31 protein-coding genes are annotated in these 23,091 nt (G+C 69.6%); 22 read left to right on the top strand and 9 right to left on the bottom strand.

Features of this window, described 5'->3' with window-relative positions:
• Positions 1–22 precede the first annotated feature (22 nt).
• From ACIBK4_RS21255 to ACIBK4_RS21240, 4 genes are all read left to right on the top strand, one after another.
• Positions 23–772, top strand: coding sequence for a DUF2993 domain-containing protein (locus ACIBK4_RS21255; RefSeq protein ID WP_398996319.1), 750 nt, complete (start codon positions 23–25; stop codon positions 770–772).
• 210 nt (positions 773–982) lie between these two features.
• Positions 983–1,066 (top strand): putative leader peptide, encoded by an 84-nt coding sequence (locus tag ACIBK4_RS21250; RefSeq protein ID WP_366433785.1) that lies wholly within the window; start codon positions 983–985, stop codon positions 1,064–1,066.
• 116 nt (positions 1,067–1,182) lie between these two features.
• Entirely contained in the window at positions 1,183–2,022 is an 840-nt protein-coding gene (locus ACIBK4_RS21245; RefSeq protein WP_033281319.1) for a sulfurtransferase, read from the top strand.
• Between the two features lie 39 nt (positions 2,023–2,061).
• Positions 2,062–2,349 carry a DUF1416 domain-containing protein gene (locus ACIBK4_RS21240; RefSeq protein WP_019064558.1) on the top strand — a complete coding sequence of 96 codons (288 nt, stop codon included), beginning with the start codon at positions 2,062–2,064 and terminating at the stop codon, positions 2,347–2,349.
• A 91-nt stretch (positions 2,350–2,440) separates the two neighbouring features.
• Here the strand turns inward: ACIBK4_RS21240 and ACIBK4_RS21235 are convergent, their stop codons facing one another.
• Together ACIBK4_RS21235 and ACIBK4_RS21230 are read right to left on the bottom strand one after the other, a co-directional pair.
• Positions 2,441–3,190, bottom strand: coding sequence for a hypothetical protein (locus ACIBK4_RS21235; RefSeq protein WP_398996316.1), 750 nt, complete (start codon positions 3,188–3,190; stop codon positions 2,441–2,443).
• 36 nt (positions 3,191–3,226) lie between these two features.
• The gene (locus ACIBK4_RS21230) at positions 3,227–3,793 is read right to left on the bottom strand and encodes a hypothetical protein (RefSeq protein ID WP_398996314.1); all 567 of its coding nucleotides are present in this window, start codon (positions 3,791–3,793) and stop codon (positions 3,227–3,229) included.
• A 179-nt stretch (positions 3,794–3,972) separates the two neighbouring features.
• Here ACIBK4_RS21230 and ACIBK4_RS21225 point away from each other — a divergent pair, with 179 nt between their 5' ends.
• Positions 3,973–4,233 (top strand): DUF3099 domain-containing protein, encoded by a 261-nt coding sequence (locus ACIBK4_RS21225; protein WP_393752776.1) that lies wholly within the window; start codon positions 3,973–3,975, stop codon positions 4,231–4,233.
• Between the two features lie 29 nt (positions 4,234–4,262).
• A complete protein-coding gene (locus ACIBK4_RS21220; protein WP_398996312.1) occupies positions 4,263–4,637 on the top strand; it encodes a VOC family protein in 375 nt (124 codons plus the stop codon).
• Positions 4,638–4,665: 28 nt separating this feature from the next.
• On the opposite strand, the gene ACIBK4_RS21215 is transcribed toward ACIBK4_RS21220, so the two are convergent.
• Both ACIBK4_RS21215 and ACIBK4_RS21210 read right to left on the bottom strand, forming a co-directional pair.
• A complete protein-coding gene (locus ACIBK4_RS21215) occupies positions 4,666–5,535 on the bottom strand; it encodes a ribosome-inactivating family protein (RefSeq protein WP_398996309.1) in 870 nt (289 codons plus the stop codon).
• Positions 5,536–5,748: 213 nt separating this feature from the next.
• Positions 5,749–6,477, bottom strand: coding sequence for a TetR/AcrR family transcriptional regulator (locus ACIBK4_RS21210; RefSeq protein WP_398996454.1), 729 nt, complete (start codon positions 6,475–6,477; stop codon positions 5,749–5,751).
• Positions 6,478–6,637: 160 nt separating this feature from the next.
• Here ACIBK4_RS21210 and ACIBK4_RS21205 point away from each other — a divergent pair, with 160 nt between their 5' ends.
• Complete coding sequence (locus tag ACIBK4_RS21205; protein ID WP_398996307.1) at positions 6,638–7,795, top strand: FAD-dependent oxidoreductase; 1,158 nt, start codon at positions 6,638–6,640, stop codon at positions 7,793–7,795.
• 177 nt (positions 7,796–7,972) lie between these two features.
• Here the strand turns inward: ACIBK4_RS21205 and ACIBK4_RS21200 are convergent, their stop codons facing one another.
• The 3 genes from ACIBK4_RS21200 to ACIBK4_RS21190 form a co-directional block, all read right to left on the bottom strand.
• Complete coding sequence (locus tag ACIBK4_RS21200) at positions 7,973–8,662, bottom strand: haloacid dehalogenase type II (protein ID WP_398996305.1); 690 nt, start codon at positions 8,660–8,662, stop codon at positions 7,973–7,975.
• Positions 8,663–8,732: 70 nt separating this feature from the next.
• Complete coding sequence (locus ACIBK4_RS21195) at positions 8,733–8,948, bottom strand: hypothetical protein (protein WP_398996303.1); 216 nt, start codon at positions 8,946–8,948, stop codon at positions 8,733–8,735.
• 62 nt (positions 8,949–9,010) lie between these two features.
• Entirely contained in the window at positions 9,011–9,376 is a 366-nt protein-coding gene (locus tag ACIBK4_RS21190; RefSeq protein ID WP_398996301.1) for a hypothetical protein, read from the bottom strand.
• 177 nt (positions 9,377–9,553) lie between these two features.
• Here ACIBK4_RS21190 and ACIBK4_RS21185 point away from each other — a divergent pair, with 177 nt between their 5' ends.
• Complete coding sequence (locus tag ACIBK4_RS21185) at positions 9,554–10,396, top strand: helix-turn-helix transcriptional regulator (RefSeq protein ID WP_398996299.1); 843 nt, start codon at positions 9,554–9,556, stop codon at positions 10,394–10,396.
• Positions 10,378–10,563, top strand: a complete 186-nt coding sequence (locus ACIBK4_RS21180) for a DUF397 domain-containing protein (protein ID WP_398996297.1) — start codon at positions 10,378–10,380, stop codon at positions 10,561–10,563. Before ACIBK4_RS21185 ends, ACIBK4_RS21180 begins: the two co-directional genes overlap by 19 nt.
• On the opposite strand, the gene ACIBK4_RS21175 is transcribed toward ACIBK4_RS21180, so the two are convergent.
• On the bottom strand, positions 10,557–10,919 hold the full coding sequence (locus ACIBK4_RS21175; RefSeq protein ID WP_398996295.1) for a DsrE family protein: 363 nt from the start codon (positions 10,917–10,919) through the stop codon (positions 10,557–10,559). The two genes, ACIBK4_RS21180 and ACIBK4_RS21175, sit on opposite strands and share 7 nt — an antisense overlap.
• Positions 10,920–11,006: 87 nt before the next feature.
• On the opposite strand from ACIBK4_RS21175, the gene ACIBK4_RS21170 reads away from it, so the two are divergent.
• The 10 genes from ACIBK4_RS21170 (at position 11,007) to ACIBK4_RS21125 (ending at position 19,223) form a co-directional block, all read left to right on the top strand.
• The gene (locus ACIBK4_RS21170; RefSeq protein ID WP_398996293.1) at positions 11,007–11,816 is read left to right on the top strand and encodes a hypothetical protein; all 810 of its coding nucleotides are present in this window, start codon (positions 11,007–11,009) and stop codon (positions 11,814–11,816) included.
• A complete protein-coding gene (locus ACIBK4_RS21165; protein ID WP_398996291.1) occupies positions 11,813–12,661 on the top strand; it encodes a hypothetical protein in 849 nt (282 codons plus the stop codon). Before ACIBK4_RS21170 ends, ACIBK4_RS21165 begins: the two co-directional genes overlap by 4 nt.
• Positions 12,658–13,581 (top strand): hypothetical protein, encoded by a 924-nt coding sequence (locus tag ACIBK4_RS21160; protein ID WP_398996289.1) that lies wholly within the window; start codon positions 12,658–12,660, stop codon positions 13,579–13,581. The genes ACIBK4_RS21165 and ACIBK4_RS21160 overlap by 4 nt, the downstream gene beginning before the upstream one ends.
• A gap of 71 nt (positions 13,582–13,652) precedes the next feature.
• Complete coding sequence (locus tag ACIBK4_RS21155; RefSeq protein ID WP_398996463.1) at positions 13,653–13,793, top strand: hypothetical protein; 141 nt, start codon at positions 13,653–13,655, stop codon at positions 13,791–13,793.
• A 25-nt stretch (positions 13,794–13,818) separates the two neighbouring features.
• Positions 13,819–14,394 (top strand): FABP family protein, encoded by a 576-nt coding sequence (locus tag ACIBK4_RS21150; protein ID WP_019062576.1) that lies wholly within the window; start codon positions 13,819–13,821, stop codon positions 14,392–14,394.
• A 345-nt stretch (positions 14,395–14,739) separates the two neighbouring features.
• Positions 14,740–15,408 (top strand): hypothetical protein, encoded by a 669-nt coding sequence (locus ACIBK4_RS21145; protein WP_398996286.1) that lies wholly within the window; start codon positions 14,740–14,742, stop codon positions 15,406–15,408.
• Between the two features lie 15 nt (positions 15,409–15,423).
• Complete coding sequence (locus tag ACIBK4_RS21140) at positions 15,424–17,082, top strand: N-6 DNA methylase (protein ID WP_398996284.1); 1,659 nt, start codon at positions 15,424–15,426, stop codon at positions 17,080–17,082.
• Complete coding sequence (locus tag ACIBK4_RS21135) at positions 17,079–17,732, top strand: restriction endonuclease subunit S (protein ID WP_398996282.1); 654 nt, start codon at positions 17,079–17,081, stop codon at positions 17,730–17,732. The genes ACIBK4_RS21140 and ACIBK4_RS21135 overlap by 4 nt, the downstream gene beginning before the upstream one ends.
• A 29-nt stretch (positions 17,733–17,761) precedes the next feature.
• A complete protein-coding gene (locus ACIBK4_RS21130; RefSeq protein ID WP_398996280.1) occupies positions 17,762–18,247 on the top strand; it encodes a Fur family transcriptional regulator in 486 nt (161 codons plus the stop codon).
• 10 nt (positions 18,248–18,257) lie between these two features.
• Positions 18,258–19,223 carry a YgfZ/GcvT domain-containing protein gene (locus tag ACIBK4_RS21125; protein WP_398996278.1) on the top strand — a complete coding sequence of 322 codons (966 nt, stop codon included), beginning with the start codon at positions 18,258–18,260 and terminating at the stop codon, positions 19,221–19,223.
• Between the two features lie 10 nt (positions 19,224–19,233).
• Here ACIBK4_RS21125 and dtd read toward each other — a convergent pair whose 3' ends face one another.
• A complete protein-coding gene (gene dtd / locus ACIBK4_RS21120; RefSeq protein ID WP_398996276.1) occupies positions 19,234–19,659 on the bottom strand; it encodes a D-aminoacyl-tRNA deacylase in 426 nt (141 codons plus the stop codon).
• A gap of 171 nt (positions 19,660–19,830) precedes the next feature.
• Between dtd and ACIBK4_RS21115 the strand changes: the two genes are divergently transcribed.
• The 3 genes from ACIBK4_RS21115 (at position 19,831) to ACIBK4_RS21105 (ending at position 23,083) form a co-directional block, all read left to right on the top strand.
• Positions 19,831–20,433: an aerial mycelium formation protein gene (locus ACIBK4_RS21115; protein ID WP_398996274.1), complete on the top strand. Its 603-nt coding sequence runs from the start codon at positions 19,831–19,833 to the stop codon at positions 20,431–20,433.
• A gap of 49 nt (positions 20,434–20,482) precedes the next feature.
• The gene (locus ACIBK4_RS21110; RefSeq protein ID WP_398996452.1) at positions 20,483–21,460 is read left to right on the top strand and encodes an asparaginase; all 978 of its coding nucleotides are present in this window, start codon (positions 20,483–20,485) and stop codon (positions 21,458–21,460) included.
• A gap of 363 nt (positions 21,461–21,823) precedes the next feature.
• Positions 21,824–23,083 (top strand): GNAT family N-acetyltransferase, encoded by a 1,260-nt coding sequence (locus ACIBK4_RS21105; protein ID WP_398996272.1) that lies wholly within the window; start codon positions 21,824–21,826, stop codon positions 23,081–23,083.
• Positions 23,084–23,091 lie beyond the last annotated feature (8 nt).

Below are 23,091 nucleotides of genomic sequence, written 5' to 3'. Positions count from 1 at the left end.
CCGCCTAGGTGGGGAACACCGCATGCGCGCGCTGCGAATACTTCTGATCGTCGTCGTGATTCTGGGAGGGCTCTTCGTCGTCGCCGACCGGGTGGCGGTGCACTTCGCCGAGCAGGAGGTCGCGGACCGGGTGAAGTCGTCGGAGAACCTGGCCTCCACCCCCGACGTCTCCATCAAGGGCTTCCCCTTCCTCACCCAGGTCGCCTTCGGGGACCTGGACGACGTCGAGATCGGCATCCAGAGCTACGAGGCACCCACGGGCAACACGACCGGCGGCGCCACCACGATCCGCATCGACGACCTCAAGGCCCGGATGAAGGGCGTCAAGCTCTCGCTCACCGGCAACACCGCGACCTCGGCGACCGCGAACAGCGCGACGGGCACCGCGAGCATCTCCTACGACCAGTTGCTCAAGGCCGCCAAGTCGCAGCCGACGGAGGTCTTCACCGGCGTCACGGCCCAGCTCGTCAGCCTCTCGGACGGCGGCGACGGCAAGATCAAGGCCGACATGAAGGTCACGGTCACCGGGATCGGCACGACGACGTATCCGGTGCTCAGCACGGTCACCGTCGAGGGCAACACGGTGAAGGTCCACGCGGACAACCTGCCCAAGCTGGTGGTCAACCTCGCCGACTCCCGCGTCCGCTCGATCACCGACTTCCAGCAGACGATCAACGAGCTGCCGGGCGGGGTGAAGCTGGACAGTGTGCAGGCCGCGAAGGGCGGTGTGGACATCAAGGTGAAGGGTTCGAACGTCAACCTGGCCGGGTAGGACGACGGGCGGTGCCGTTCCGGGTGGGCGGCGGGTGTCCGAGGGGCGAGACGGTGGTGTCCGTGCGGGGGCGGGGTTAACGGCCGCGGGGCCTCGGATTCCCCGCCGCAGGGCCGCTGGTGACCGTCTCGTCTCACATCGCGGACGATCGCGTCTCAAAATACGACACACCGGTGACATGTCCGGCGATCCGTCCCTACGATCGTCGTTATGAAGCGCCAGGCGGACGACCTCACGAAGCGGCGGGCAGTAGACCTGTGCCGCGTCGCCGCCATGCTCTGTCGCACTTTCTGAGCGGAAGCGCAGGCTTCCGTCTTCCCCCCCCGTGTCCCTGATCAGGGACACCCGCGCGAGCGCGCACCCTTTCTCTCACGCACCGCACCGCCGTAACTGCCCCGGAGGAGAAAAGCATGAGCCGCAGTGACGTCCTGGTCGACGCCGACTGGGTCGAGGCCAACCTCGACAACCCGAGCGTGGCGATCGTCGAGGTCGACGAGGACACGTCCGCGTACGAGAAGAACCACATCAAGAACGCGATCCGGATCGACTGGACGAAGGACCTCCAGGACCCGGTACGCCGTGACTTCGTCGACCAGGAGGGCTTCGAGAAGCTCCTGTCCGGCAAGGGCATCGGCAACGACACGCTGGTGATCCTCTACGGCGGCAACAACAACTGGTTCGCGTCGTACGCCTACTGGTACTTCAAGCTCTACGGCCACGACAACGTCAAGCTCCTCGACGGTGGCCGCAAGAAGTGGGAGCTGGACGCCCGCGAGCTGGTGGAAGAGGTCCCCGCGCGTCCCGCCACGGACTACAAGGCGAAGCCGCAGAACAAGGCGATCCGCGCGTTCCGCGACGACGTCGTGGCGGCGATCGGTTCGCAGAACCTGGTCGACGTCCGTTCGCCCGACGAGTTCAGCGGCAAGCTGCTCGCGCCGGCGCACCTTCCGCAGGAGCAGTCGCAGCGTCCGGGTCACGTCCCGTCCGCGCGCAACATCCCGTGGTCGAAGAACGCCAACGACGACGGCACGTTCAAGTCGGACGACGAGCTCAAGGAGCTCTACGCCGACGAGCAGGTCGACCTGGCCAAGGACACGATCGCGTACTGCCGTATCGGCGAGCGCTCGGCCCTGACCTGGTTCGTGCTGCACGAGCTGCTCGGTGTCGAGAACGTCAAGAACTACGACGGTTCCTGGACCGAGTACGGCTCCCTGGTCGGCGTTCCGATCGAGCTCGGCGCCAACAAGTAAGCAACCGCACTACCGCTGCGACCTGAAGGAAACCAAGACATGTGTGGAGCGAAGGCCGGCGGCCCCGACGCCTCGACGATCAAGCCCGGTGAGACCACGATCCAGGGCCAGGTGACGCGTAATGGCGAGCCGGTGACGGGCTATGTCCGTCTGCTGGACTCGACCGGCGAGTTCACGGCGGAGGTCCCGACCTCCGCGACGGGTCAGTTCCGCTTCTACGCGGCCGAGGGCACCTGGACCGTCCGCGCCCTCGTCCCCGGCGCCACCGCCGACCGTACGGTGGTCGCCCAGACGGGCGGCTTGGCGGAGGTGGCGATCGCGGTCTGATCGCCGTCCGATCGTCGTCCTGCTTGTCGAAGGGCCGCACCTGTTTCCGGGTGCGGCCCTTCGACATGAGGCGGGTACGGGCCGGAGGGTGTCAGAGGCCCCGGTCCCGGACCACGCTGACCAGCAGGGGCGCCCGCAGTCCGCCCAGCGCGGCACAGTCGGCGACGACCTCGCCCAGCCATCCCACGGCGTCGTACGACCACTCGGCCAGCTCGCCGCGCAGCAGCGCGTGGTGCCGGGCCGGACCGTCCCAGAAGGTGTCGTCGAAGGGCGGGGCCGGGATGCCGTCGGGGAGGGCCGTGCCGTGCGGCGAGGACGACGACCGGTGGACGAAGACATCCTGTTTCAGGCCGGCGAGCCGTTCCTCGACGACGTGGAGCTCCCGGCTCCCGCTGCTGAGGGCGACCGTGACCGGGGTCCGCGCACCAGGGTCACGTTCCCCGAACCACTCGACCGCCATCAGGGACGGCACGCTCGCGTACGCCGGCCGCGTCGCCGGGTCGATGCCCTGCACGGGCAGCAGCAGCTGTACGGCGGTGAGGTCCGCCCGCCCGGTCCGCGCGACCGCGTCCCCGGCACAGGCCAGGAACGGCCGCACGGGCAGCGGCCGGTCACCGGCGACGGCCCCGGCCTCGACCTGGAACCAGGAGACCAGCCCCGTCCCGGAGGCACCGGCGGGGTGCTCCCACCCGGCGTCGTTCATGCCCCACAGCCGATCGAGCCAGCCCATGGCGAGCGACCGCTGGTGGAACAGCTGGTAGGCGTCGTGCTCGGGATCGTGCCAGGGATACGGGACGAGCTCTCCGTAGAAGGCACCGAACAGGGTTCCAGCACTCTCCACTGCGCCCCTCCTTAGCTGTCGGTCTTGGCTGTCGGTCTAGCGGACCCGGCAGTTGACGTCGGCCTGGTTCATCGGCTTCTCGGCGGTGTCGATCTCACCGATGACGTCGACGTCCACATGGTTGCGCCAGGAGGTCCGCTCGGTGTCGGTGCAGTCGCGCCGGGCCACCGTACGGTTGCTGCTCCCGCCGCCGGGCTTCAGCTCCTTTGTCGGGGAGCACGCCTTCTGGACCCAGCTGTTGTCCGTGTACCACTCGTACAGGCAGTTGAAGACATTGGCGCGGTTGTTGTCGCAGTTCCCCTTGTCCCACCAGCCGTGACCCGAGGCCGCCACCCCGGTGCCGGACCGGTGCGGGTTGTCCCGCCCGCTGACGGGCGTGCACCCGAACCGCTGTGCGGTGGCTGTACGGCCCAGGTCGGCCCGCGGGACGATCCGGCCGTCCATGTCCTTGTAGACGGCGGTCGCGTCGGCACCGGGTGGTGCGATTCCGGGCACCGGCTCCGCGGACCTGACCGGCGCGGCCGCCACCGACGCCGGAACGCCCCAGACGGCCAGGGACACGAGCGCGGCAACCAGGGCGCTTCGGGAGTACGGGGGTGTCAAGTCGGCCGCCTTTCAGTAGATGATCAGGGGAAGTACTGAACGTAGGGCCGACAGCGCCCACCACGGTCCCGCCGAAAGAGGGAATCGCGGCAAGCACCGGACGCACGCCCGCGCCCACTCGAACCCGCCGCGCGCCCGCATCTGTGGAGTCGGCATGGATGCGGGCCTACGCTGGACGCATGCTGGCACGTCGCCGTCGCGTGTACTTCGTCATGATGGGCATCTGCATCGGGCTGTTCGTCCTGGCCTGGGGTGTGGTGCGGATCTGGTCGGTGCCCGTGGCCGTCGGGATGTGTGTGGTCGCGATGCTGATCCCACCGGTCGCCGCGATGGTCGCGAACCGCCGAGGCCCCGACGACCGCTGGTGGGACGACCCCTCCGGCGACCCCAAGTCCGACGAGTGGTGGGACGAACTGGACGGCAAGAAGCGCCGCCAGTAGGTCACGCGGTGAGCGGGTAGAGGGCGGCCATGTCGCCTACGAGACTGTCCACCGTGGTGCTCGACGCGCGGGACGCGCACGAGCTGGCCGGCTTCTACCTCCGTCTGCTCGGTTACGTGATCCGGGCCGAGGAACCGGACTGGGTCCTGATCGGCCCGGCCGAGGGCGGCACCGGCCTCTCCTTCCAGACCGAGCCGGAGTACGTCGCGCCGGTGTGGCCGACCCGCGACCCCGGTGAGCAGCAGATGATGCTGCACCTCGACATCGAGGTCGACGACCTGGAGGGCGAGACGGCGAGGGCGGTGGCGGAGGGGGCCACGCTCGCCGACTACCAGCCCCAGGACGACGTACGAGTCTTCTTCGACCCGGCGGGACACCCGTTCTGCCTGTGGCGACAGGAGTAGACGGGAGCAGTCGGGAGTAGGGGGTCGGTCAGAGTTCGTCCTTGGGGTTGGGGTTGGTGCCGTCGTTGAGGGCGATGGCCAGGAGCGCGGCTGCCTGGCGGGCGTCGGAGATCTCGGCGCCGGCGACGCTTGTGCTGGCGCCGTCGTCCGTGCCGTTGACGTGGCCGACGTAGACGTGGCTGACGTTGGCCCAGTTCCGGATCAGGGCGATCTGCTGGGAGCTGTAGGAGACCGAGCTTCCGCTGTCGAAGGAGGGCGCGACGCGGTCGGCCAGGGTACGGAAGCGGGCCGCCTCCGAGATGCCGAAGATGATGGTGAGCAGACCGCGGGCCTGGTTGAGCCGGGACGAGTTGGCGTTGGACAGGTCGAACAGGGCCTGCGAGAGGGGGCCGGGGCCGATGGTGACACCGGTCAGGGACTGGTTGGCGACCCGGGAGAGGGCGTCGTAGCCCTCGCGGCCGACGAAGAAGTTGTCGTCGGTGCTCGACTCGTTGGGGACGTTCCGGATGAGGTTGAGGACGCGGTTGTGGGACGAGGCCACCGCGTAGACCCGCACCACGTACAGGTCACTGAGGCGCACCACGGCGTGCACGGTGGGCGCGGAGTGTCCCGGGGAGCTGATGACGATGTCGGCGAAGTTGTTCGTCCTGCGGTTGTCCAGGACGGTGACGGTGACCCGGTTGCCCCGAGTGTTGACCACCGGACCGGTCAGCCGCGCGTTGGCCGTGCTGCGGGCCAGCGCGTCCAGGGCACTGAGCATGGCGCGGTAGCCGTCGGCACCGTCGTCGATGTTCCAGTGAACCTGCGGGAAGTTGGTCTGCGCCACCTCCTGCGCGTCGATCTTCACACTGTGCGGCGCGGCGGCGCCGACCGCCCCCGGGGAGGACACGCCGGACACCAGGACGGCTCCCGCGAGAACGCACGGAAGGGCTGCCGAGAGGCTGACACGTCGGACGACACTGGCACGCATGAGGGGCTCCGATCGGGGGGAGGAGGGGGAGGAAACAGAGCCATATGTCCGGCTCGGTCCCACCGAGACTCACACCGACGGAGTTGATTCACACCCCCTCCCACCAGGCAAATCAATCCCCTGGCCACCCCACGCCGCAGGTCAACCAGCCGTCGGCCCCAGGTTGTTCATGAGCAGGCCGAGGGTGAACTCGAAGCGGTCGGGGCCGGTGCCGGAGATCAGGTCGGCGGCGTGGGCTCGGGTCTGCGGGAACTGCTCGGGCGGCAGGGCCGTGAAGCGGGCCAGCAGCTCCTCGTGGCTCAGCACCCATTCCGGGTCCTCGTGCCGGCGTCGTTGCCGGACCAGGGACTGTTCCAGGGCGTACGCGCTGACGTAGAGGGACAGCGCGTCGCGAGCCCAGCCCGCCGTTCTCGGTTCGATGCCGCCCGCCAGCAGGATCGCCAGGATTCCCTCGCCGACCCGCAGCGTTTCCAGGCTGGTCGGCACCATGGCCAGCGCCGCGCGTGAGACTCCGGGGTATTTCAGATACAGGTCGCGGATCTGCGTGTACACCCCGGCCAGTTGCTCGCGCCAGGCGGCCGGGTCCGGTTCGGGGAGCGTGACCTCGGCGTAGAGCCTGCCGATCAGCAGGTCGTCGATGTCGTCCTTGTTGACGATGTGCGCGTACAGCGACGACGGACCCGTACCGAGCACGGCGGCGACCCGGCGGATCGTCAGCGCGTCGTACCCCTCGGTGGCTACGACTTCCAGGGCGGCGTCCGTGATCCGCTCCACGGTGATCGGCTTCTTGCGGGGTGCGCGACGTTGGCGGGGATCGCGGGGGTCACGGGGGTCACGGGGGTCACGGGAATCGGCGGGCATGGCGGGCATGGCGGGCATGCCGATCACTCTACCTTGACACGAACTAAGTTCGTTAAGTAGAACTTAGTTCGTCATAGCGAACTTAGTTCGTGCCGAAGTGTCAAAGTGCCGAAGTGCCGAGGTACCGGAGTGTCCAGGTACCCAGGTGTCGATATCCGGGAGGTACGTCATGCGCGTTTCCATCATCGGAGCCGGTCTGGGAGGCCTCGCTCTCGCCCAGGGCCTGCGCGGCGCCGGCATCGAGGCCGACGTGTTCGAGCGCGACCCGGGGATCGTCGCCCGGTTCCAGGGGTACCGGCTCGTGCTGGACCCGACCGGGTTCCAGGCGGTGCGCGACTGCCTGCCCGCGCGCTGGCACCCGCTCCTCGACGAGATCGTGATGGACGCCTCCGCCGAGCAACTGATCCTGGACCCGCACCTGAACGAGATCGGCAGGCTCGGCGCGGGCCGCACCGGCATCGTGGTCGACCGGCAGGTGCTACGACACCTGTTGCTCACCGGCCTCACCGTGCACACCGACACCGCGCTGACCGGCTACGACGTGCTGCCCGACGGCACCGTCCAGGCCCGGTTCGCCCACAGGGACCCCGCCACCGCCACCGCACCCACCCCTGCCACCACCCCCGCCGACCTGCTCGTCGGCGCGGACGGCGTCACCTCCGCGGTCCGCGGAGTGCTGTCGCTGCAGACCACCCCGACCGACACCGGCGTCCGCTTCGTCATCGGCCGCACCCCGCTGACCGACGAGTTCGCCGGCCTCTCCAAGGCGTACGGGTCGAAGATCGCGGGCGACGGCGTCAGCCTGCTGCTCGGCGCGATGCGCTTCCGCACCCCGCCGAAGCAGGCCGCCGAGCGACTGGCCCCCGACGTCACGCTGCCCGACATCGGCGACTACGTGCGCTGGGCCATGATCCTGCCGTCGAACGCCGGCTCGCCGGAGAACCTGACCGCGCAGGACGCCGTGCTGTCCAGGATGGACGGCTGGCACCCGCAACTGCGCGCGCTGATCGAGCAGGCCGACCCGGACAACAGCACGTTGCTGTCCATCCGGGTGGTCAAGCCCGGTGCGCGCTGGGCGCCCGGCCCGGTCACGCTGCTCGGCGACGCGATCCACGCGACCTCCCCGACCGGGGGCAACGGCGCGAACACCGCACTGCGCGACGCCGACCTGCTGCGCCGCCACCTGACCGAGGCCGACGCGGGCCGCCGGGATCTGCTCGACGCGGTCGGCGACTACGAGCGGCAGATGTTCGAGTACGGCGCGGAAGCCGTCCGCACCAGCCTCGAAAAGCTGCCCGCGTTCGCCCCCGAGGCGAAACTGTCCTGAGCCCGGGATCCACCCCGTACGACGGCCGGTGACAGGTGCGTGAGGGGGGCCCGATGAGGTTGTGGGAGCGGGCCGAGCGCGTCCTGGATGTCTACGACATGTCTACGACGCGGCCGACCGCCCGGGGCCGGGGACCTCAGCCTGTACGTCCGCGACGGCGGCCGGGTCGGTACTCCCTCAGGCCTGGTCGAGTCGGCCGGCCAGGTCGGCAAGGCCGTCGGCGTGCAGGTCGAACCTGTCCGAGGCGGTGGGCGGGTCGCCGACGGGACGGGCGACGTAGGCGGTGCGCAGCCCGAGGCCCTGTGCTCCCCGCAGGTCCCAGGTGTGGGCGGCGACCATCAGGAGCCGCTCCGGTGGCAGTCCTGAAACGGTGACGGCCAGCTGGTAGACCGCCGGGTCCGGCTTGTAGGTCCGGGCGTCCTCGGCGGACAGGGCCTGGTGCCAGCGGAGCCCGGCGTGGGCGTTGATTCCCAGCAGCGCGGTCCGGCTCGCGTTGGAGAGCCCGATCAGCGGGAACCGTTCGGCGATCCGGGCGAGCCCGGCCACGGTGTCGTGCCACGGCGGGAGCCTGCGCGCCGAAAGGGCCAGTGCCGCTACGGCGGCCGGGTCCTCGACTCCGGCGGCACCGGCGACGAGCCGGGCGGCCTCCAGGTCGAGGACGTCACTGGGGAGGTAGGGCCGGACGCCGTCGAGGACGCGACGCTGCTCGCACTCGATGTGCCGCTGCCACAGCGACAGCAGCCGCTCGACCCCCAACTCGTCCAGCGCCGGGTCGAGTTCACGAATACCGGCGCGGATACCGGCTGGTTCGTCGACGAGCGTGCCGAGCACGTCGAACACGACCGCATCTGTCTTCAGCTCCGACATGCCACCCGCATTCCCGCATTCCCGCATTCCCGAACCGCACGAACCGCACGGCCCGGCCGGGTGGATACGGTCAGGTCGTCGCGATGATCGCCATCAGCAGACCCCCGATGCACATCGCCGTGAGCGCACCCGTCCAGAACGCGTCCTCGCGCAGCGCCCGGGGTGCGCGGAACCGGCGGCGGCGCCGGGCGGGTTCGGGTGGGGGAGAGGGTGTGGGGACGGGCGCGGCGGGTGGTGGTGCCGGAGGCCTCTGCTGTCGTACGACGGGTAAGGGCGCCGTCGGCATCACGGGGGGCGGTACCGCCTGGGCCGGGGGGACCTGGATCAGTTGGTGAGGGCGGGGACGGTTCATACGGGGTGGGCCTCGCTACGGTGCTTGCGGAGCAGGACGTTCGCGTCGGTCTCGGCGCTGTAGTCGCGCGCGGTGCGGGCCGCCGCCCGGAGTTCGACCAGTTCCGCGCAGCCCGCGCACCCGGGGGCCGGCTGCGGCGGGGCCGCGACGAGGAACGGGGCGTCGGTCCGAGCGCGGTGGTTCGCCGCGCGGACCCCGGCGCTGATCCGTTCCTGGTCCGTCGCCGGCCGCAACGACTCCGGGTCGGCCTGCCATTCGCGCCCACCGCCGACCGGGCGCAACAGGGCGTAGGGCCCTGCCTTGTCCTGGTACTCGCCGACCGTGTCGGTCGCGGGGTCGTAGAGCAGCGTTCCGGGTTCCATCGGCGCCTCCTCCTCTTCCTTTTTATGCAACTTCCGTACAGAATGCGACAGTTGCACTACTCTGTGCATTCCTGGGTGCGTTACGAGGATGACCCAGGTCGGAGGCGAATGCAGCGCCAACGGGCTCAACTTCCGCGACTGGCGTGCCAAATTCCACAAATTCCACAGGAGGTTGTGATGCCGCAACGGGTTGCTGTGACGGCGCTGAGCCATGAACCCAGGAAGCGGTTTGCCGAAGAGGTGAAGAGGCTGAGGACCGAACGGGGCCTGAGTCTGCGGGACTTGTCGAAGGTGGTGGGGTGGGATCCGTCGCTGTTCGGCAAGATGGAGCGCGGGGGCACGTTGGGTGGGCCCGAGGTCGTGCAGGCGCTGGATCAGTACTACGGCACGGGTCGGATGCTGCTCATCCTGTGGGAGTTGGCAGCTGGTGACCCGACCCAGTTCAAGGAGCAGTACCGGCGCTACATGATGCTGGAGGCCGAGGCGGTCAGCCTGTGGCACTACGCCGTGAGCGCCCCGCCGGGTCTGCTTCAGACGGACGGCTACGTGCGCGAAGCACTCGCGGTCGGCTGGATCAGCAGTCAGGAGTTGGACCAGCAGGTCGAGGCGCGCGCAGGACGACGGAAGTTGCTGGAAGGCGACGATGCGCCCTCGTTCCGAACCGTCCTCTCGGAGGCGGTGCTGCGCACGCCCCTGCGTGATGTGCGGGCGTGGCGCGAACAGTTGGAGCACCTCGCGGAGATGGCAAATCGCCCGAACATCACCATCCAGGTGCTGCCGTTAAGCGTCGGCCCGCATGGCTTGATGAACACCGCCGTGATGTTCCTGCGGCTGTCCGACGGTCGCACGGTCGCCTACACCGAAAACGACCTGCGCGGCGAACTGATCGAGGAAAACACCTCAGTTGAACTGCTGCAACGTAGGTACGATGCGGTGCGTGACTCGGCGCTCTCACGGGCCGAATCGCGGGAGTTCATTCTGCGGATGTTGGAGGAAGTACCGTGCGAGCCATCGACCTGACCAACGTGACGTGGCGCAAGAGCAGCTACAGCAACACAAGCGGCGGTGAGTGCGTCGAGGTCGCCTCCAACCTCCCCCTCGTCCCCGTCCGTGACTCGAAAAACCCCGCCCACGGCACCCTGGTCTTCGGCGCGGGCGCCTGGGCGGAGTTCATCCGGGCTCAGTAGACGAGCGCCTGCGTACCCTCCGCCATAACCTCCTGCACGAACACCTGCGCCCCGGCGATCCGAACCCCCTCGATGACATCCTTCTCGGAGATGTCCCGCCGGGCCGCGCACTGTGTGCACAACGTGACGCGGCCCGCTGCGAGGATCGAGTCGATCAGGTCCGGCAGCGGGGCGGCGTGCGGGAGTTCGAACTCCGCGGCGCGTCCCGGCAGGGCGAACCACGCGGACTCGCCGGTGAGCCACAGGGAGACGTCCACTCCGCTGGCAACGGCGACTGCGGCGACCGTAAACGCCTGGGAGCAGCGTTCGGGGGCGTCGGCACCTGCGGTCACCTTGATCACGAGCTTCTTCGACATGACCGAATCGTAATCAACTCCCTTACAACTCCCTGCCGTAGCCACGGGTCTTCTGTGCACGCATATGGAATGCGCACGTCATGTTCCGTGGGGGACGTCTTGGAAGTACCGGAAAGAACCATCGCAGAAGTACCGGATCCGGAGCCGGAGTTGACGCCGGAACCGGCGCCGGAGCTCGCGCCGGAACCAGAGCCGGAGCCCGCGCCCCGCCCGCGTCGCCGGGGCCGTACCACCCTCCTCATCGCCGTCGCCGCCGTACTCGGTGTCGTGGCCGGTACCTGTACCGGTTTCCTCATCCAGGCGAACCGCGCACCCGACAAGCTGCCCTCGCTCGCGCAGAGCACCCTCACGCAGGCGAAGGGGCCGGCGCCCGAGCCGTTGTCCGCCGCGCAGGACCGCCAGGTCAAGGTCGACGGCGACCTGCGCAAGCTGCTGCTCAAGAAGCCGAGCGGGGCGAAGGACGCCGTCCTGCCCGACGGCAACGACGGCTGGCTGGACCTGGCCGCGTACTCCGAGAGGTTCAACGGTCCGGACGAGGAGTTCGGCTACGAGGTCGACCAGGAGTTCCGGCGCGCCGCCATCGCCCAGTGGCGCGACGGCACGCGCGACGTCGACATCGTCCTGGCGCAGTACCGCCAGGTGGTCGGCCTCGGCGCCTCCCAGAACACCACCGACTCCTTCTACTGGGCCGAGCGCGGGTCCCACACCACCAGCTGGCCCATCCCCGGCACGGGCGACGGAAGGGCGTACGTCCACGGCGCCGAGGACGGCGTGTACAGCGCCGAGGCCCTCGCCTGGCGTGGCGACGTCTTCGTGGACATCTGGATCTACGACGCGAAGCCGATCCCGAAGAAGAAGATCATGGATCTTGCCGAGCGGCAGATGGAGCGGTTGTGACCGAGAACCAGGTCGGCGAGGTGGGCCCTGTGGAGCCCGTGGAGTTTGCGGAATCCGTGGAGTCAACTCCCTTGCCCGGCGCCGAAGTTGCTCCAGATGCTGAGGTACCCGCGAAGCCCGTGCGCCGGGGGCGTATCGCCGCGGTCGTCGGCTGTGCGGTGCTCGCCCTCGCCGTCGTCGGCGGGGTCGGCTACACCGTCGTGACCGTGAACGGTGCCGACCGGGACGCGGGCGCCCCCGTGTGGAAGTTCCCCAAGGCCGCGGCGGAGCGGAAGGCGGCGGCGGCCAAGGGGCTGAGCGCCGTGCTCGAGCCGTACACCGCCCACGGGTACGTCCGCGGGCCGGACATCGAGGAGTTCGGGTCCGAGGCCGAGCTCACCGGGCGCGAGGCCACCGCCCTGCGCAAGGAGGACTTCAGCGGCCTGCCCCGCTCCCAGCGGCTCCTGGTGGAGAAGCAGATCGACCGGGAGCAGATCAAGGGCATGGCCATGCGCAGCTACCTCTATCCCGCCGCGCAGGAGTCCAACGCGTACACGGTCAAGGTCCAGCTGGTCCAGATGGACGCGAAGGCCGCGCGGAGCCTCACGGCGTACGAGAACCAACTCCTGGGCACCGTGAGCGTGTTCCGCAAGGGGCCCGCCGTCCCGGGCCACAAGGACGCGAAGTGCTTCCTGCCGAAGGACGAGGCCGGGGAGAAGCTCACCGAGATGCTCTGCTTCGCGTCCCAGGCCGACGCCATGATCACGCTCAGCGCGTCCGGGACCAAGGCGATGGACACGAAGGAGATCGTGTCGTTCCTGAGCGGTCAGCTCGACCGGGTCAAGACAACGGGGGAAGCGGTATGACCGAGCAGCAGCAGTCCGTGACCCCGGAGACCCCGGAGGCGACCTCGGCCGTGACCCCGGAGACCTCGGAGGTGACTCCGGATGTGACTCCGGACGTGGTTCCGGTCGTGATCCCACCCATGCCGGAAGCGCCCCCGCTGGTACCCCGGGTGCGCAAGGACCGCCGGGTGCTGCGCGCGGCCCTGCGCTGGACGGCCGCCGTGGTCGTGTTCGCGGCGGCCGGTGCGGGAACGGCGTACGGCGTCACGCAGATGAAGCGGACCGACGTACCCGGACTCGCGACCGCGTCCGACGGGCGCTGGGACTACCCGGAGATCACCCGGCCGCCCCTGCCCTCCGGCAGCCCGGGCCCCTTCGCCGTGGGCAACCTCACGAACGCCCACTACGCCGACCAGCGCGCACTGCTCCTCCCGGCGCCGAAGGGCGCGAAGGCCGACGCGTCGCTGCGCGGCACGGACGGCTGGCTGCCGACGAAGACGTTCCTCGCGCAGTACGCCGACACGGCCGAGCGCAAGGAACTCGGCCAGAAACTGACCGACGCCGGCCTCCGCCACATCGCCGCCCGCGGCTGGACCGCGCCGGACGGCACGCACACCCGGATCTACCTGCTCCAGTTCGGCACCGCGGTCGCCGCCGACGAACTGTTCTCCCCGGGCCTCATCTCGTACGACAGCCCGGTCTACGCCCTGGACGGCGCCCCGGCGACCTCCTACGACGACGCCGTCACGTCCGACATCCTCGACGATCACGTCAAGGCGTCGGCGTACGTCGAGGACAAGCCGGTCGGCCCGGCGGAGGTCCGCCAGGCCTATCTCTCGGCCGGTGACACCCTCGGCCTGATCGTCCAGTCCCGCAAGGGCGTCGCGAAGGCGGTCCCGTTCAGGCAGACGGTGACCCTCCAGAGCCAGCTGCTGGGCTGATGCCCACCTAGCCGTACCTCACCGTGAGCACCGGGCCCCAGCCGCGTAAGCTGGGGCCCGGCCTTACGCACATGTACACGCATCGCACCACGCTCATCCGAGGAGCACCCGTGTTGGAGATCTTCTTCGAAACCCTGCTGGTCCTGGTCTGCGTCGGCGTCCTCGCCTTCGCCGGACTGAGCGTGAAGAAGCTGTACCAGGGCCAGCGCTGACCCCCACCGAGGAACTGCTGACGTCATGATCGAGATCCCGTCCGACCTCCACAAGGACCTGGTCCCCCTCGTCTTCCTGCTCGGCGAGTGGGCCGGCGCGGGCGTGCACGACTTCCCCGGCTCCGAGAAGTGCAACTTCGGCCAGGAGGTCTCCTTCACGCACGACGGCCGCGACTTCCTGGAGTACCGCTCCCACACCTGGGTCCTGGACAACGACGGCAACAAGGTCCGCCCCCTGGAGACCGAGTCCGGTTTCTGGCGCATCGACGCCGACCGCAAGGTAGAGGTCACGATGACCCGCGACGACGGCGTCGTCGAGATCTGGTACGGCGAGCTGGCCAAGCAGAAGCCCCAGATCGACCTGGTCACGGACGCGGTCGCCCGCACCGCCGCCTCCGGCCCCTACACCGGCGGCAAGCGCCTCTACGGCTACGTCAAGAGCGACCTCATGTGGGTCGGCGAGAAGCAGACCCCCGAGGTCGAACTCCGCCCCTACATGTCCGCCCACCTGAAGAAGATCGTCACCCCGGACGACGTCGAACGCTGGGCGAAGGCCCTCCCGGACGACATGCCGGACGACGGGATCGCTTTCTTCAAGTAGCCGGTCGGCAGTCGCCTCGCGTATCCGGCGAGTCCTCCACGTCCCCCGTAAGCCGCTGAGGCCCGGGGGACGTTGTCTGTTAACCCCTCGGGTCACCGCCGGTGTGGGTTAACAAAACAAACAGCATGGCAATGCAGTTGCGGGCGGGGTGGCGCGTGGCTACAGTGATGTTGTCTTCGTGGAGCGGGTATCCAGGCCTCGCACATGCGCGGAGCCCCGGTCGCAACTTGCCTGCGACCGGGGCTCCGGATGCTGTGCTCTGGGTGGCTTGCGGTGCAGAGGCGAGCCCAGAACGTTCGTTTTCGACGGTAGCACAGCGCATCCGGGGATGCGCCGGGGGAAACCATGACCACCAATCGCCTGCCCGAGTGGATACTGCGAGACCTGTCTCTGCCCCGCCTGAAGCGCTACATCCGTGCCGCGCACGGTGACGCCGGGGTCGCGGAGCGGCTGTACTGGTGGAACATCGAAGTGTCGGCCGCCCTGCTCGGCCCCCTTCACTGCCTGGAACTGGCCCTTCGCAACGCCCTGCACAGCGCGCTCGTACGGCACCACGGCAGGCCGGACTGGTGGGCGGTGGCGCCCTTGAACGAGCGCGGACGCAAGCTCGTGGACGACGCCCGTCGCACCTGCGGGCGGCGCCTGCGCCACACGACGCCGGACGATGTGGTGGCGGAGCTGTCCTTCGGTTTCTGGGTCTCGTTGATCAGTCACGGCTCGGGCTACGACCGGCAGTTCTGGGTGCCTGTGCTGCACTCGGCGTTTCCGCACTACCGAGGACGACGCGACCGTCTCTACCGCGACCTGACCTCGCTGGTCCTGCTGCGTAACCGGGTCATGCACCACGAGCCGGTCCACCACCGGCATCTCGCCGCCGACCATGACACCATCTACCGCGTGCTCGGCTACGTCAGCCCTGAGCTGGCGAAGGCGGCACTGGCCATGGACCGGTTCCCGGCCGTGCTCGCCGGCCGGGCGGATGTCCTCGGCGGCACCAGACCGCCGCAGTTCTGAAGGGAGGGAGACGCTGTGGCCGACTCCGGCGCATTGCCACCCGCGCAGAGCTCGCACGCGGAGTTCGCCGGCGTGCTCGTTTCCCGACCCGACATCGCACGTCTCGCGGGGGTGAAGCGCCCCGCTGTCACCAACTGGGAGCGGAGGCACGCGGACTTTCCCGCACCCGTCACTCCCGACGCCGGAGCCGATGACGCGTCCGGGGCCGAGATCGAGCGATTTCCCGCCGATGACGTACTGACCTGGTTGTCCGGGCGGACCGTTCCCGCGAACGCCCTGCGTCCGGACGAACCGGTGGGCACGACCTACGGCGACCGGTTCCGCGCGGGGTTGTCCGGAGGTACGGCCGGTGGACTGCTCCGGGCGGTCCGGCAGTTGGCGGGACCGGAGGCGGACCGGCTGCGGGGGCCCATGTCGCTGGACCGCTATCTCGAATGGCTGCTCTACTTCGTCCTGGTCCGCATCGTGGAACCCGACCATGTGATCAGGACCGTGGACGACTTCAGCTGGATGGTGCGTGGCCATCACCATCTGGACGAGGAAGTGCCCGGCTATCTGGGGCACGAATTCTCCCGCACCCTCGCGAGTACCACCGTGGGCTCTCAGCGGGAGGTCCGAGAAGCGTTCGACCATGTCCTTGTCCGCTGGCTGGCCACCCACGCCCGGGAAGGCGGCGAGTTCTTCACCCCGCCGTCCGTGAGCCGGGTCATGGCCCGGGCGCTGGCCGGCGTACGGCCCGGAGCGGGGAGCGTCCACGACCCGTACGGCCGTACGGGAGAACTGCTCGTCGCCTATCTGGACGCGGTCGCCGAGCAGGGCGGTGACCTGTCGGTTCATGTCAGCGGACGGGTGCCGGAGTCTCGGGAACGACGAGTGGCAGGCATGAACTTGCGGGTGCACCACGGGCGTCCCGTAAGGTTGGGTGAAGGACCAGTTGTTCCCGTGCACGGCCCGGCCGATCCTCCCGGTCTGTTCGATGTGCTTCTGACCAACCCGCCCTTCGGCCGTCTCCTCGACGACGTGACTCTGCCGTCGTACTGGACCTATGGCGCTGCCCGCAGGACCGAGTTCGACTGGCTTCAGTACGCCGTCTCACGGCTCGCTCCAGGTGGCCGGGCCGGGGTGCTGATGCCGTCCGGGGCCGCCGTCAACAGCGGAGCCGCCGAGTCGGTGCGTGCGGGGCTGGTCGAGGCCGGGGCGGTGGAGTGCGTGATCGCGCTTCCTGCCGAGCTCTTCACGCTCACCGCCGTCCAGACGCAGATCTGGTTCCTGCGCGCCCCCGGTCCCGGTGAACTCCCGGTCTCTGACGTGCTGTTCGTGGCCGGTGAGCACCTCGGACATCACGTCACCCGGACCCAGCGGGTCCTGGCCGACGACGAGATCGCGCGGTTGGTCGACGCGTATGTGTCCTGGCACAGGACCGGAGGTTCCTTCGTGGGCACCCCCGGTCTGAGCCGGGCCGTGCCGGTGACGGAGATCGCGGCGCACGGCCACAGTCTCGATCCCGCTCGGTATGTCCGGCACCCCGGCCCGGCTGGGGTCGCTCGTGCGGCTGACCCTGCCGAGACCCTGCGTCGGCTGGCGGAACTGTCCCGGGAGATCGAAACCCTGCACACGCGGGCAGCGGCGGCCGATGCCGAAGCCGACCGACGGCTCGGGAGGTATGGACTGTGACGTCGGCCGACGCTTTCGTTCCGCCGGACGGCTGGTCGCTTCGCCCCTTGGCGGAACTGTGCGCGCTCATCCAGGTCGGCCCCGGCCTACGTACTGCGGACAGGGGCCGCACTCAGGTGGACGGCGGGGTGCCTCTCGTCCTTCCGCGCGACTTGAGCGGTCAGCGGATCGTCACCGGGGATGCCGCGGCCGTACCCGCGATCTCCTGGGACAGGGCGCGGACGCTGGTGAAATACGAACTGGCCGAAGGGGACCTTCTCCTGACCCGGACGGGGACCGTGGGTCGCTGCGCCCTGGTCACCTCGGAGCACGTGGGCTGGTTGTTCCACCCCAACCTGGTACGCCTCCGCCTGCCTGAGGCGGGGCCTGTCGGGTCGGCGTATCTTGCCGCCTATCTCAGTGCGACGGCCGCTCAGGACTGGATCAGCACGCGGACGGCCCGCGCGGTCATCCCCTCACTGAGCATTCGTGCCCTGGGTGAACTGCCCGTTTCCGTGCCACCGGCCGCCGAGCAGGCCGCGATCGGTGCCACACTGGCGGCCCTCGACGACAAGATCCAGGCGCATGCCGAGATCGCCCGCGCCACGCGCGCCTACCGTGGCGCACTCGCCGATGCCTTGACGAACGGCATCCTGTCGGCGGAGGGATGAGCCGGCGCGCACCGCCCTAGACTGGACGTGTGGTGAGCACCCAAGGCACGGACCCGGGCACGGACTGGAAGACCGATCTGCGGCAGCGCGGCTACCGGCTGACGCCGCAGCGGCAGCTCGTGCTCGAAGCCGTGGACACCCTGGAGCACGCGACCCCCGACGACATCCTCATCGAGGTGAGGAAGACCGCGTCGGGGGTCAACATCTCCACCGTGTACAGAACGCTGGAGCTCCTCGAAGAGCTCCAGCTGGTCAGTCACGCGCACCTGGGACACGGGGCGCCGACGTACCACCTCGCGGACCGGCACCATCACATCCACCTCGTCTGCCGTGACTGCACGAACGTCATCGAGGCCGATGTCGAGGTCGCCGCCGAGTTCCGGGCCAAGCTGCGGGACACGTTCGGCTTCGAGACCGACATGAAGCACTTCGCGATCTTCGGCAGGTGCAAGGACTGCACACAGAAGAATCCGACCGGTAAGACGTCAGCTGAGTCTTCAACTACCGAGTCGTAGGCTTACCGGTATGAAGAGCCCCCTGTTGTCCCTGCCCGGCGCCGTCCCCGCCGAAGGAGTGGACGAAGGCGTCGCCGCCCACTACGGCGACCTGTTCCGTGAGCAGCGCACCCTCGCCGACGGCACCGGTTTCGTGGACCTCTCGCACCGCGGGGTCGTCGCGGTCACCGGTGACGACCGCCTGAGCTGGCTGCACCTCCTGCTCACCCAGCACGTCAGCGACCTCCCCACCGGCGTCGCCACCGAGGCCCTGATCCTCTCCGCGCACGGCCACATCGAGCACGCCCTGTACCTCGTGGACGACGGCACGACGGTCTGGATGCACACCGAACCCGACACCCAGGACGCGCTGATCGCCTACCTGGAGTCGATGAAGTTCTTCTACCGCGTCGAAGTCACCGACCGCACAAGTGAGTTCGCGGTCGTGTACGTCCCCGCCGGTTCCATCGCCGACGTCCCCGCCGGCGCCGTCGTACGCGAGACGCCCTACGGCCGCGACCTCTTCCTCCCGCGCGAGGACCTGGAGTCGTACGCCGAGAAGTCCGGCCCGCCGGCCGGGATCCTGGCCTACGAGGCGTTGCGCGTCGAGCACCACCGCCCCCGCCTCGGCTTCGAGACCGACCACCGCACGATCCCGCACGAGCTGGGCTGGATCGGCACGGCGGTCCATCTCCAGAAGGGCTGCTACCGCGGCCAGGAGACGGTCGCCCGCGTCCAGAACCTGGGCAAGCCCCCGCGCCGTCTCGTCTTCCTCCACCTCGACGGCAGCGAGGTCCATCTCCCGGGCCACGGCACGGAGTTGAGGCTCGCGGAGGAGGGCGCGGAGGGCCGCAAGATCGGCTTCATCACGACGTCCGTACGGCACCACGAGCTGGGGCCGATCGCGCTGGCGCTGGTGAAGCGGAACGTGCCGTTGGACGCGCCCTTGCTGGCGGACAGTACGGCGGCGGCCCAGGAAGTGGTCGTAGAGCCCTAGTTGCGGGGTCTTAGAGGTCGACGACGACGGTGAACGGGCCGTCGTTCGTGAGGGAGACGCGCATCTGGGCGCCGAAGCGGCCCGTCGCCACGGTGGCGCCCAGGGCGCGGAGTTGGGCCACGACCTCGTCGACGAGGGGCTCCGCGATGTCGCCGGGGGCGGCCGCGTTCCAGGTGGGACGGCGGCCCTTGCGGGCATCGCCGTACAGCGTGAACTGGCTGATGACGAGCAGCGGGGCGTCGACATCACTGCACGACTTCTCGTCGTGGAGCATGCGGATCGACCAGAGTTTGCGGGCCAGTTGGGCCGCCTTCTCCTTGGTGTCGTCGTGGGTGACGCCGACGAGGACGCACAACCCCTCGCCCTCGATAGCCCCGACCGTCTCGCCTTCGACGACGACACTCGCGCCGTCCACCCTCTGCACCACAGCTCGCATGGACCCCATGATGCCGTGCGGGCGGGAAGGGCTCCGAGGCGGCCGTAGGGGGGCCTATTTTTGATCCTTAACCCCCCATCTGGGGCCGTTCGGGGGCACTCGGTCACATAGCGGCCAGTTGGGGTGGCACGATGCTGTCCACACGCCGGTCGAGGGGACGGGTAGAGGCACATGAGCACACCGAGTACCGGGCAGCCCCCTGGGCCTGTCTCGCTGATCCGCGCGGGGGGAGCGGCCACGCGCCGCCCGCCCGTGCAGCGCGTGGACAGCCCGCTGCTGCCCGCCGAACCGGCCGCACCCGACCTGACCGCGCTACGGCTCCCGGAGCTGCGCGCGCTGCGCCGCGACGCGCAGCGCGACGAGGCGGACCTGAGTTACGTACGACGGCTGCTCCAGGGCCGGATCGACATCCTCCGTGCCGAACTGGCCCGGCGGTCCCCGGCGGGCGCGGCATCGGTGGTGGACCGTCTCTCGGAGATCCTCACCGACGCCCCCGCCCGCCACCGCTCATCGGCCCGGCACGTCACGCTGGGCACGCCGCACAGCGAGGAGTACCGGCTGCTGGCCGCGGAGATGCTGGCCGAGGTCGAACTGTCCGACCTGGAGGCCCGCACCGACGTGGAACTGACCACGGCGATGGGCCGCCTCGTCCGGTACGAGCAGCAGGTCTCCCGCCGCCGCCAGGTCCTCCAGCACACGGCCGACGGCTGTAGCGCGGAGATCGCCCGCCGGTACCGTGAGGGAGAGGCGCAGGTGGACGACCTGCTGACGTGAGTTACGTGAGCGACGTGAGGGGCCCGATGTGACGGCTGAGGGTGCGGGCATTGCGGAGGCCGCGCGGGTTGCGGGGGCTTCGGGGGTTTCCGGCCCACCCCCTCCGGTGCTCGCGGAGGTCGTCCGCTCCGGCTTCGTGGAGAGCCGGCACCGGGGCAGCCTGGTGGTCCTGGCGGCGGACGGTTCGGTCGAACTGGCCCTGGGTGACGTGACGACCCCCGTCTTCCCCCGCTCCTCCAACAAGCCGATGCAGGCGGCGGGCGCGCTGCACGCGGGCCTGGACCTCACCGGCGAACGCCTGGCTCTTGCCGCCGCGAGCCACTCCGGCGAACTCTTCCACCGCGATCTGGTACGCCGACTCCTCTCCGAACACGGCCTGGACGCGGGCCAGTTGAAGTGCCCGCCGGACCTTCCCCTCGACCCCGTCGAGCAGGAGACGTACCTGGCGGCGGGCGGCGTACGCGACCGCATCGCCATGAACTGCTCCGGCAAACACGCGGCGATGCTGGCGGCGTCGGTGCGGCGGGGTTGGCCGGTCGAGTCGTACCTGGCCCCCGAGCACCCGCTCCAGAAACTTATCCACAGGGTTGTGGAGGAAGCGTCGGGAGAGCGGGTGGCCGCCGTGGGCACGGACGGCTGCGGCGCCCCCCTCCTGGCGATCAGCCTGACGGGCCTGGCCCGCGCGTACCGTTCCTTCGTCCTGGCGGAGCCGGGTTCCCCGGAACGCCGGGTCGCCGACGCGATGCGGGCCCACCCCGAGTACGTCGCCGGCACGCGGCGGCCCGACACGTTGGTGATGCGTGCGGTGCCGGGGCTGCTGTCGAAGATGGGGGCGGAGGCGGTGCAGGCGGTCGCGTTGGCGGACGGGCGGGCGGTGGCGTTCAAGGTTGAGGATGGGGCGGGGCGGGCGTTGGGGCCGGTGCTGCGACGGGTGCTGGACGTGATGGGCGTACCGGCCGGGGGTCTTGGGAAGGCGGCGGTGTTGGGTGGGGGCCGTGAGGTGGGGGAGATCCGGGCGGTGTTCTAGGGGCGGACGTTGGGCCACTCGCTTCTCGGCCAGGTGTGAACTCCCTTGCCTGTACTGCGTTCTGGGCCGGCGTGAGGGGTGCGCGCTCGCGTCTCGCCAGCACGCCGGGTCGGCTCAGCGGCCAACGGTGGATGGGTGGTTGTTGGAAGCTGGGGGTAAGGGGCGCGGGGCTGTATCGATATGCGGCTCCGCCGCGCGGGCGCGACAAGCTCCCACCGGCCCGCACCCCGCACACAACCGAAACCACCCACCCCCAACCCGCCGGGGGTCTGGGGGCGCAGCCCCCAGGGATGGGACGGGTAGGGGCGGCGGGGGCGAAAAAAATCCCCGCGACCCCCACCCCCACAGACCTACCGTGACCCCATGACCCGCCGCGAAGACACCCTCCCCGTACGCCCCATCACACCCCCCGAGATCCCCGACTGGATCCGCGCCCTCAACACCGGCTTCCTCCGCACCCCATACGTCCCCGACGAAGAAATCGCCGACCGCACCACCTACATCGACCCGCCCCGCACCCTCGGCGCCTTCGACGGCCCCCGCTGCGTAGCGACCTTCCGCTCCTTCCCCCAGGAACTGACGGCGGTAGGCGGCAGACCCGTCCAGGCCGACGCCATCTCCAACGTCACCGTCACGGTCACCCACCGCCGCCGAGGCCTACTGACCCGCATGATGACCCAGGACCTGGCGGCGGCGAAGGAGCGCGGCGACGTCGTAGCCACCCTCATCGCAGCCGAGTACCGCATCTACGGCCGCTACGGCTTCGGCCCCGCCACCTCGGCGACCCAATGGGAGATCGACGTAACGAGGGCAGGCCTGGACCCCCGCTGGTCCGTCCCGGAAGACGGCGGCCGTATCGACTTGGTGGACGGCGAGGACGTACGCAAGCTCGGCCCTGATCTGCACGAAAAGCTGCGCCGCACCCAACCCGGCGCGATCACCCGCGACAACCGCTGGTGGCAGGTCAACACAGGTGCCGTACGTCTGACGCGCGCGCCTTGGACCGAGCCGTTCTACGCCGTCTACCGCGCGGCGGACGGCGAGGTGCAGGGCCTGGTGGCGTACGTCTGCGACGACACCTGGAGCGACGCCAAGCAGCCGCTCGACACGGCCACGGTGAAGGGGTTCATCGCCACGACCCCGGCGGCCGAGCGCGCCCTGTGGCACCACCTCTGCTCGATCGACTGGGTGACGAAGGTGAAGTCGGGCTGGCGTGCCCCCGACGACCTGCTGCCCCTCCTCCTGCCGGACCCGCGCGCGGCCACGATCACGACACAGGCGGACTGGCTGTGGGTGCGGATCCTGGACGTCGTACGGGCCATGGAGGCGCGGTCGTACGAAGGGGAGGGCGCGTTGGTGTTCGAGGTGGTCGACGCGGCCGGACTGGCGGGCGGGCGCTACCGGCTGGAGGCCTCGGCGCAGGGCGCGTCCTGCACGCCGACGACGGAGAGCCCCGAACTCACCCTCGATGTAGGGGAGTTGGGGACTCTGTGGCTGGGTGACGAGTCTGCCGTGCGGCTGGCCGCGTTGGGGCGGGTGCGGGAAGAACGAGCGGGCGCCGCCCGTGTGGCCGACGCCCTGCTGCGTACGTCCAGGCGGCCATGGTGCCCGGACATCTTCTGAACCTGAAC

It is taken from the genome of Streptomyces sp. NPDC050528, assembly GCF_044457795.1.
Lineage (GTDB): Bacteria > Actinomycetota > Actinomycetes > Streptomycetales > Streptomycetaceae > Streptomyces.
Note: the sequence above shows the minus strand (reverse complement) of the source record. Positions and strands in the feature narration are given on the sequence as shown.

What these genes read in the sequence shown, in the direction of transcription:
- ACIBK4_RS21250 (WP_366433785.1), top strand. Translation starts at nt 983, where the DNA reads ATGAAGCGCCAGGCGGACGACCTCACGAAGCGGCGGGCAGTAGACCTG.
- ACIBK4_RS21225 (WP_393752776.1), top strand. Translation starts at nt 3,973, where the DNA reads ATGCTGGCACGTCGCCGTCGCGTGTACTTCGTCATGATGGGCATCTGC.
- ACIBK4_RS21190 (WP_398996301.1), bottom strand. Translation starts at nt 9,376, where the DNA reads ATGGAACCCGGAACGCTGCTCTACGACCCCGCGACCGACACGGTCGGC.
- ACIBK4_RS21220 (WP_398996312.1), top strand. Translation starts at nt 4,263, where the DNA reads ATGTCGCCTACGAGACTGTCCACCGTGGTGCTCGACGCGCGGGACGCG.
- ACIBK4_RS21210 (WP_398996454.1), bottom strand. Translation starts at nt 6,477, where the DNA reads ATGCCCGCCATGCCCGCCGATTCCCGTGACCCCCGTGACCCCCGTGAC.
- ACIBK4_RS21205 (WP_398996307.1), top strand. Translation starts at nt 6,638, where the DNA reads ATGCGCGTTTCCATCATCGGAGCCGGTCTGGGAGGCCTCGCTCTCGCC.
- ACIBK4_RS21245 (WP_033281319.1), top strand. Translation starts at nt 1,183, where the DNA reads ATGAGCCGCAGTGACGTCCTGGTCGACGCCGACTGGGTCGAGGCCAAC.
- ACIBK4_RS21175 (WP_398996295.1), bottom strand. Translation starts at nt 10,919, where the DNA reads ATGTCGAAGAAGCTCGTGATCAAGGTGACCGCAGGTGCCGACGCCCCC.
- ACIBK4_RS21155 (WP_398996463.1), top strand. Translation starts at nt 13,653, where the DNA reads ATGTACACGCATCGCACCACGCTCATCCGAGGAGCACCCGTGTTGGAG.
- ACIBK4_RS21145 (WP_398996286.1), top strand. Translation starts at nt 14,740, where the DNA reads ATGACCACCAATCGCCTGCCCGAGTGGATACTGCGAGACCTGTCTCTG.
- ACIBK4_RS21195 (WP_398996303.1), bottom strand. Translation starts at nt 8,948, where the DNA reads ATGCCGACGGCGCCCTTACCCGTCGTACGACAGCAGAGGCCTCCGGCA.
- ACIBK4_RS21255 (WP_398996319.1), top strand. Translation starts at nt 23, where the DNA reads ATGCGCGCGCTGCGAATACTTCTGATCGTCGTCGTGATTCTGGGAGGG.
- ACIBK4_RS21200 (WP_398996305.1), bottom strand. Translation starts at nt 8,662, where the DNA reads ATGTCGGAGCTGAAGACAGATGCGGTCGTGTTCGACGTGCTCGGCACG.
- ACIBK4_RS21185 (WP_398996299.1), top strand. Translation starts at nt 9,554, where the DNA reads ATGCCGCAACGGGTTGCTGTGACGGCGCTGAGCCATGAACCCAGGAAG.
- ACIBK4_RS21160 (WP_398996289.1), top strand. Translation starts at nt 12,658, where the DNA reads ATGACCGAGCAGCAGCAGTCCGTGACCCCGGAGACCCCGGAGGCGACC.
- ACIBK4_RS21105 (WP_398996272.1), top strand. Translation starts at nt 21,824, where the DNA reads ATGACCCGCCGCGAAGACACCCTCCCCGTACGCCCCATCACACCCCCC.
- ACIBK4_RS21240 (WP_019064558.1), top strand. Translation starts at nt 2,062, where the DNA reads ATGTGTGGAGCGAAGGCCGGCGGCCCCGACGCCTCGACGATCAAGCCC.
- ACIBK4_RS21115 (WP_398996274.1), top strand. Translation starts at nt 19,831, where the DNA reads ATGAGCACACCGAGTACCGGGCAGCCCCCTGGGCCTGTCTCGCTGATC.
- ACIBK4_RS21150 (WP_019062576.1), top strand. Translation starts at nt 13,819, where the DNA reads ATGATCGAGATCCCGTCCGACCTCCACAAGGACCTGGTCCCCCTCGTC.
- dtd (WP_398996276.1), bottom strand. Translation starts at nt 19,659, where the DNA reads ATGCGAGCTGTGGTGCAGAGGGTGGACGGCGCGAGTGTCGTCGTCGAA.
- ACIBK4_RS21125 (WP_398996278.1), top strand. Translation starts at nt 18,258, where the DNA reads ATGAAGAGCCCCCTGTTGTCCCTGCCCGGCGCCGTCCCCGCCGAAGGA.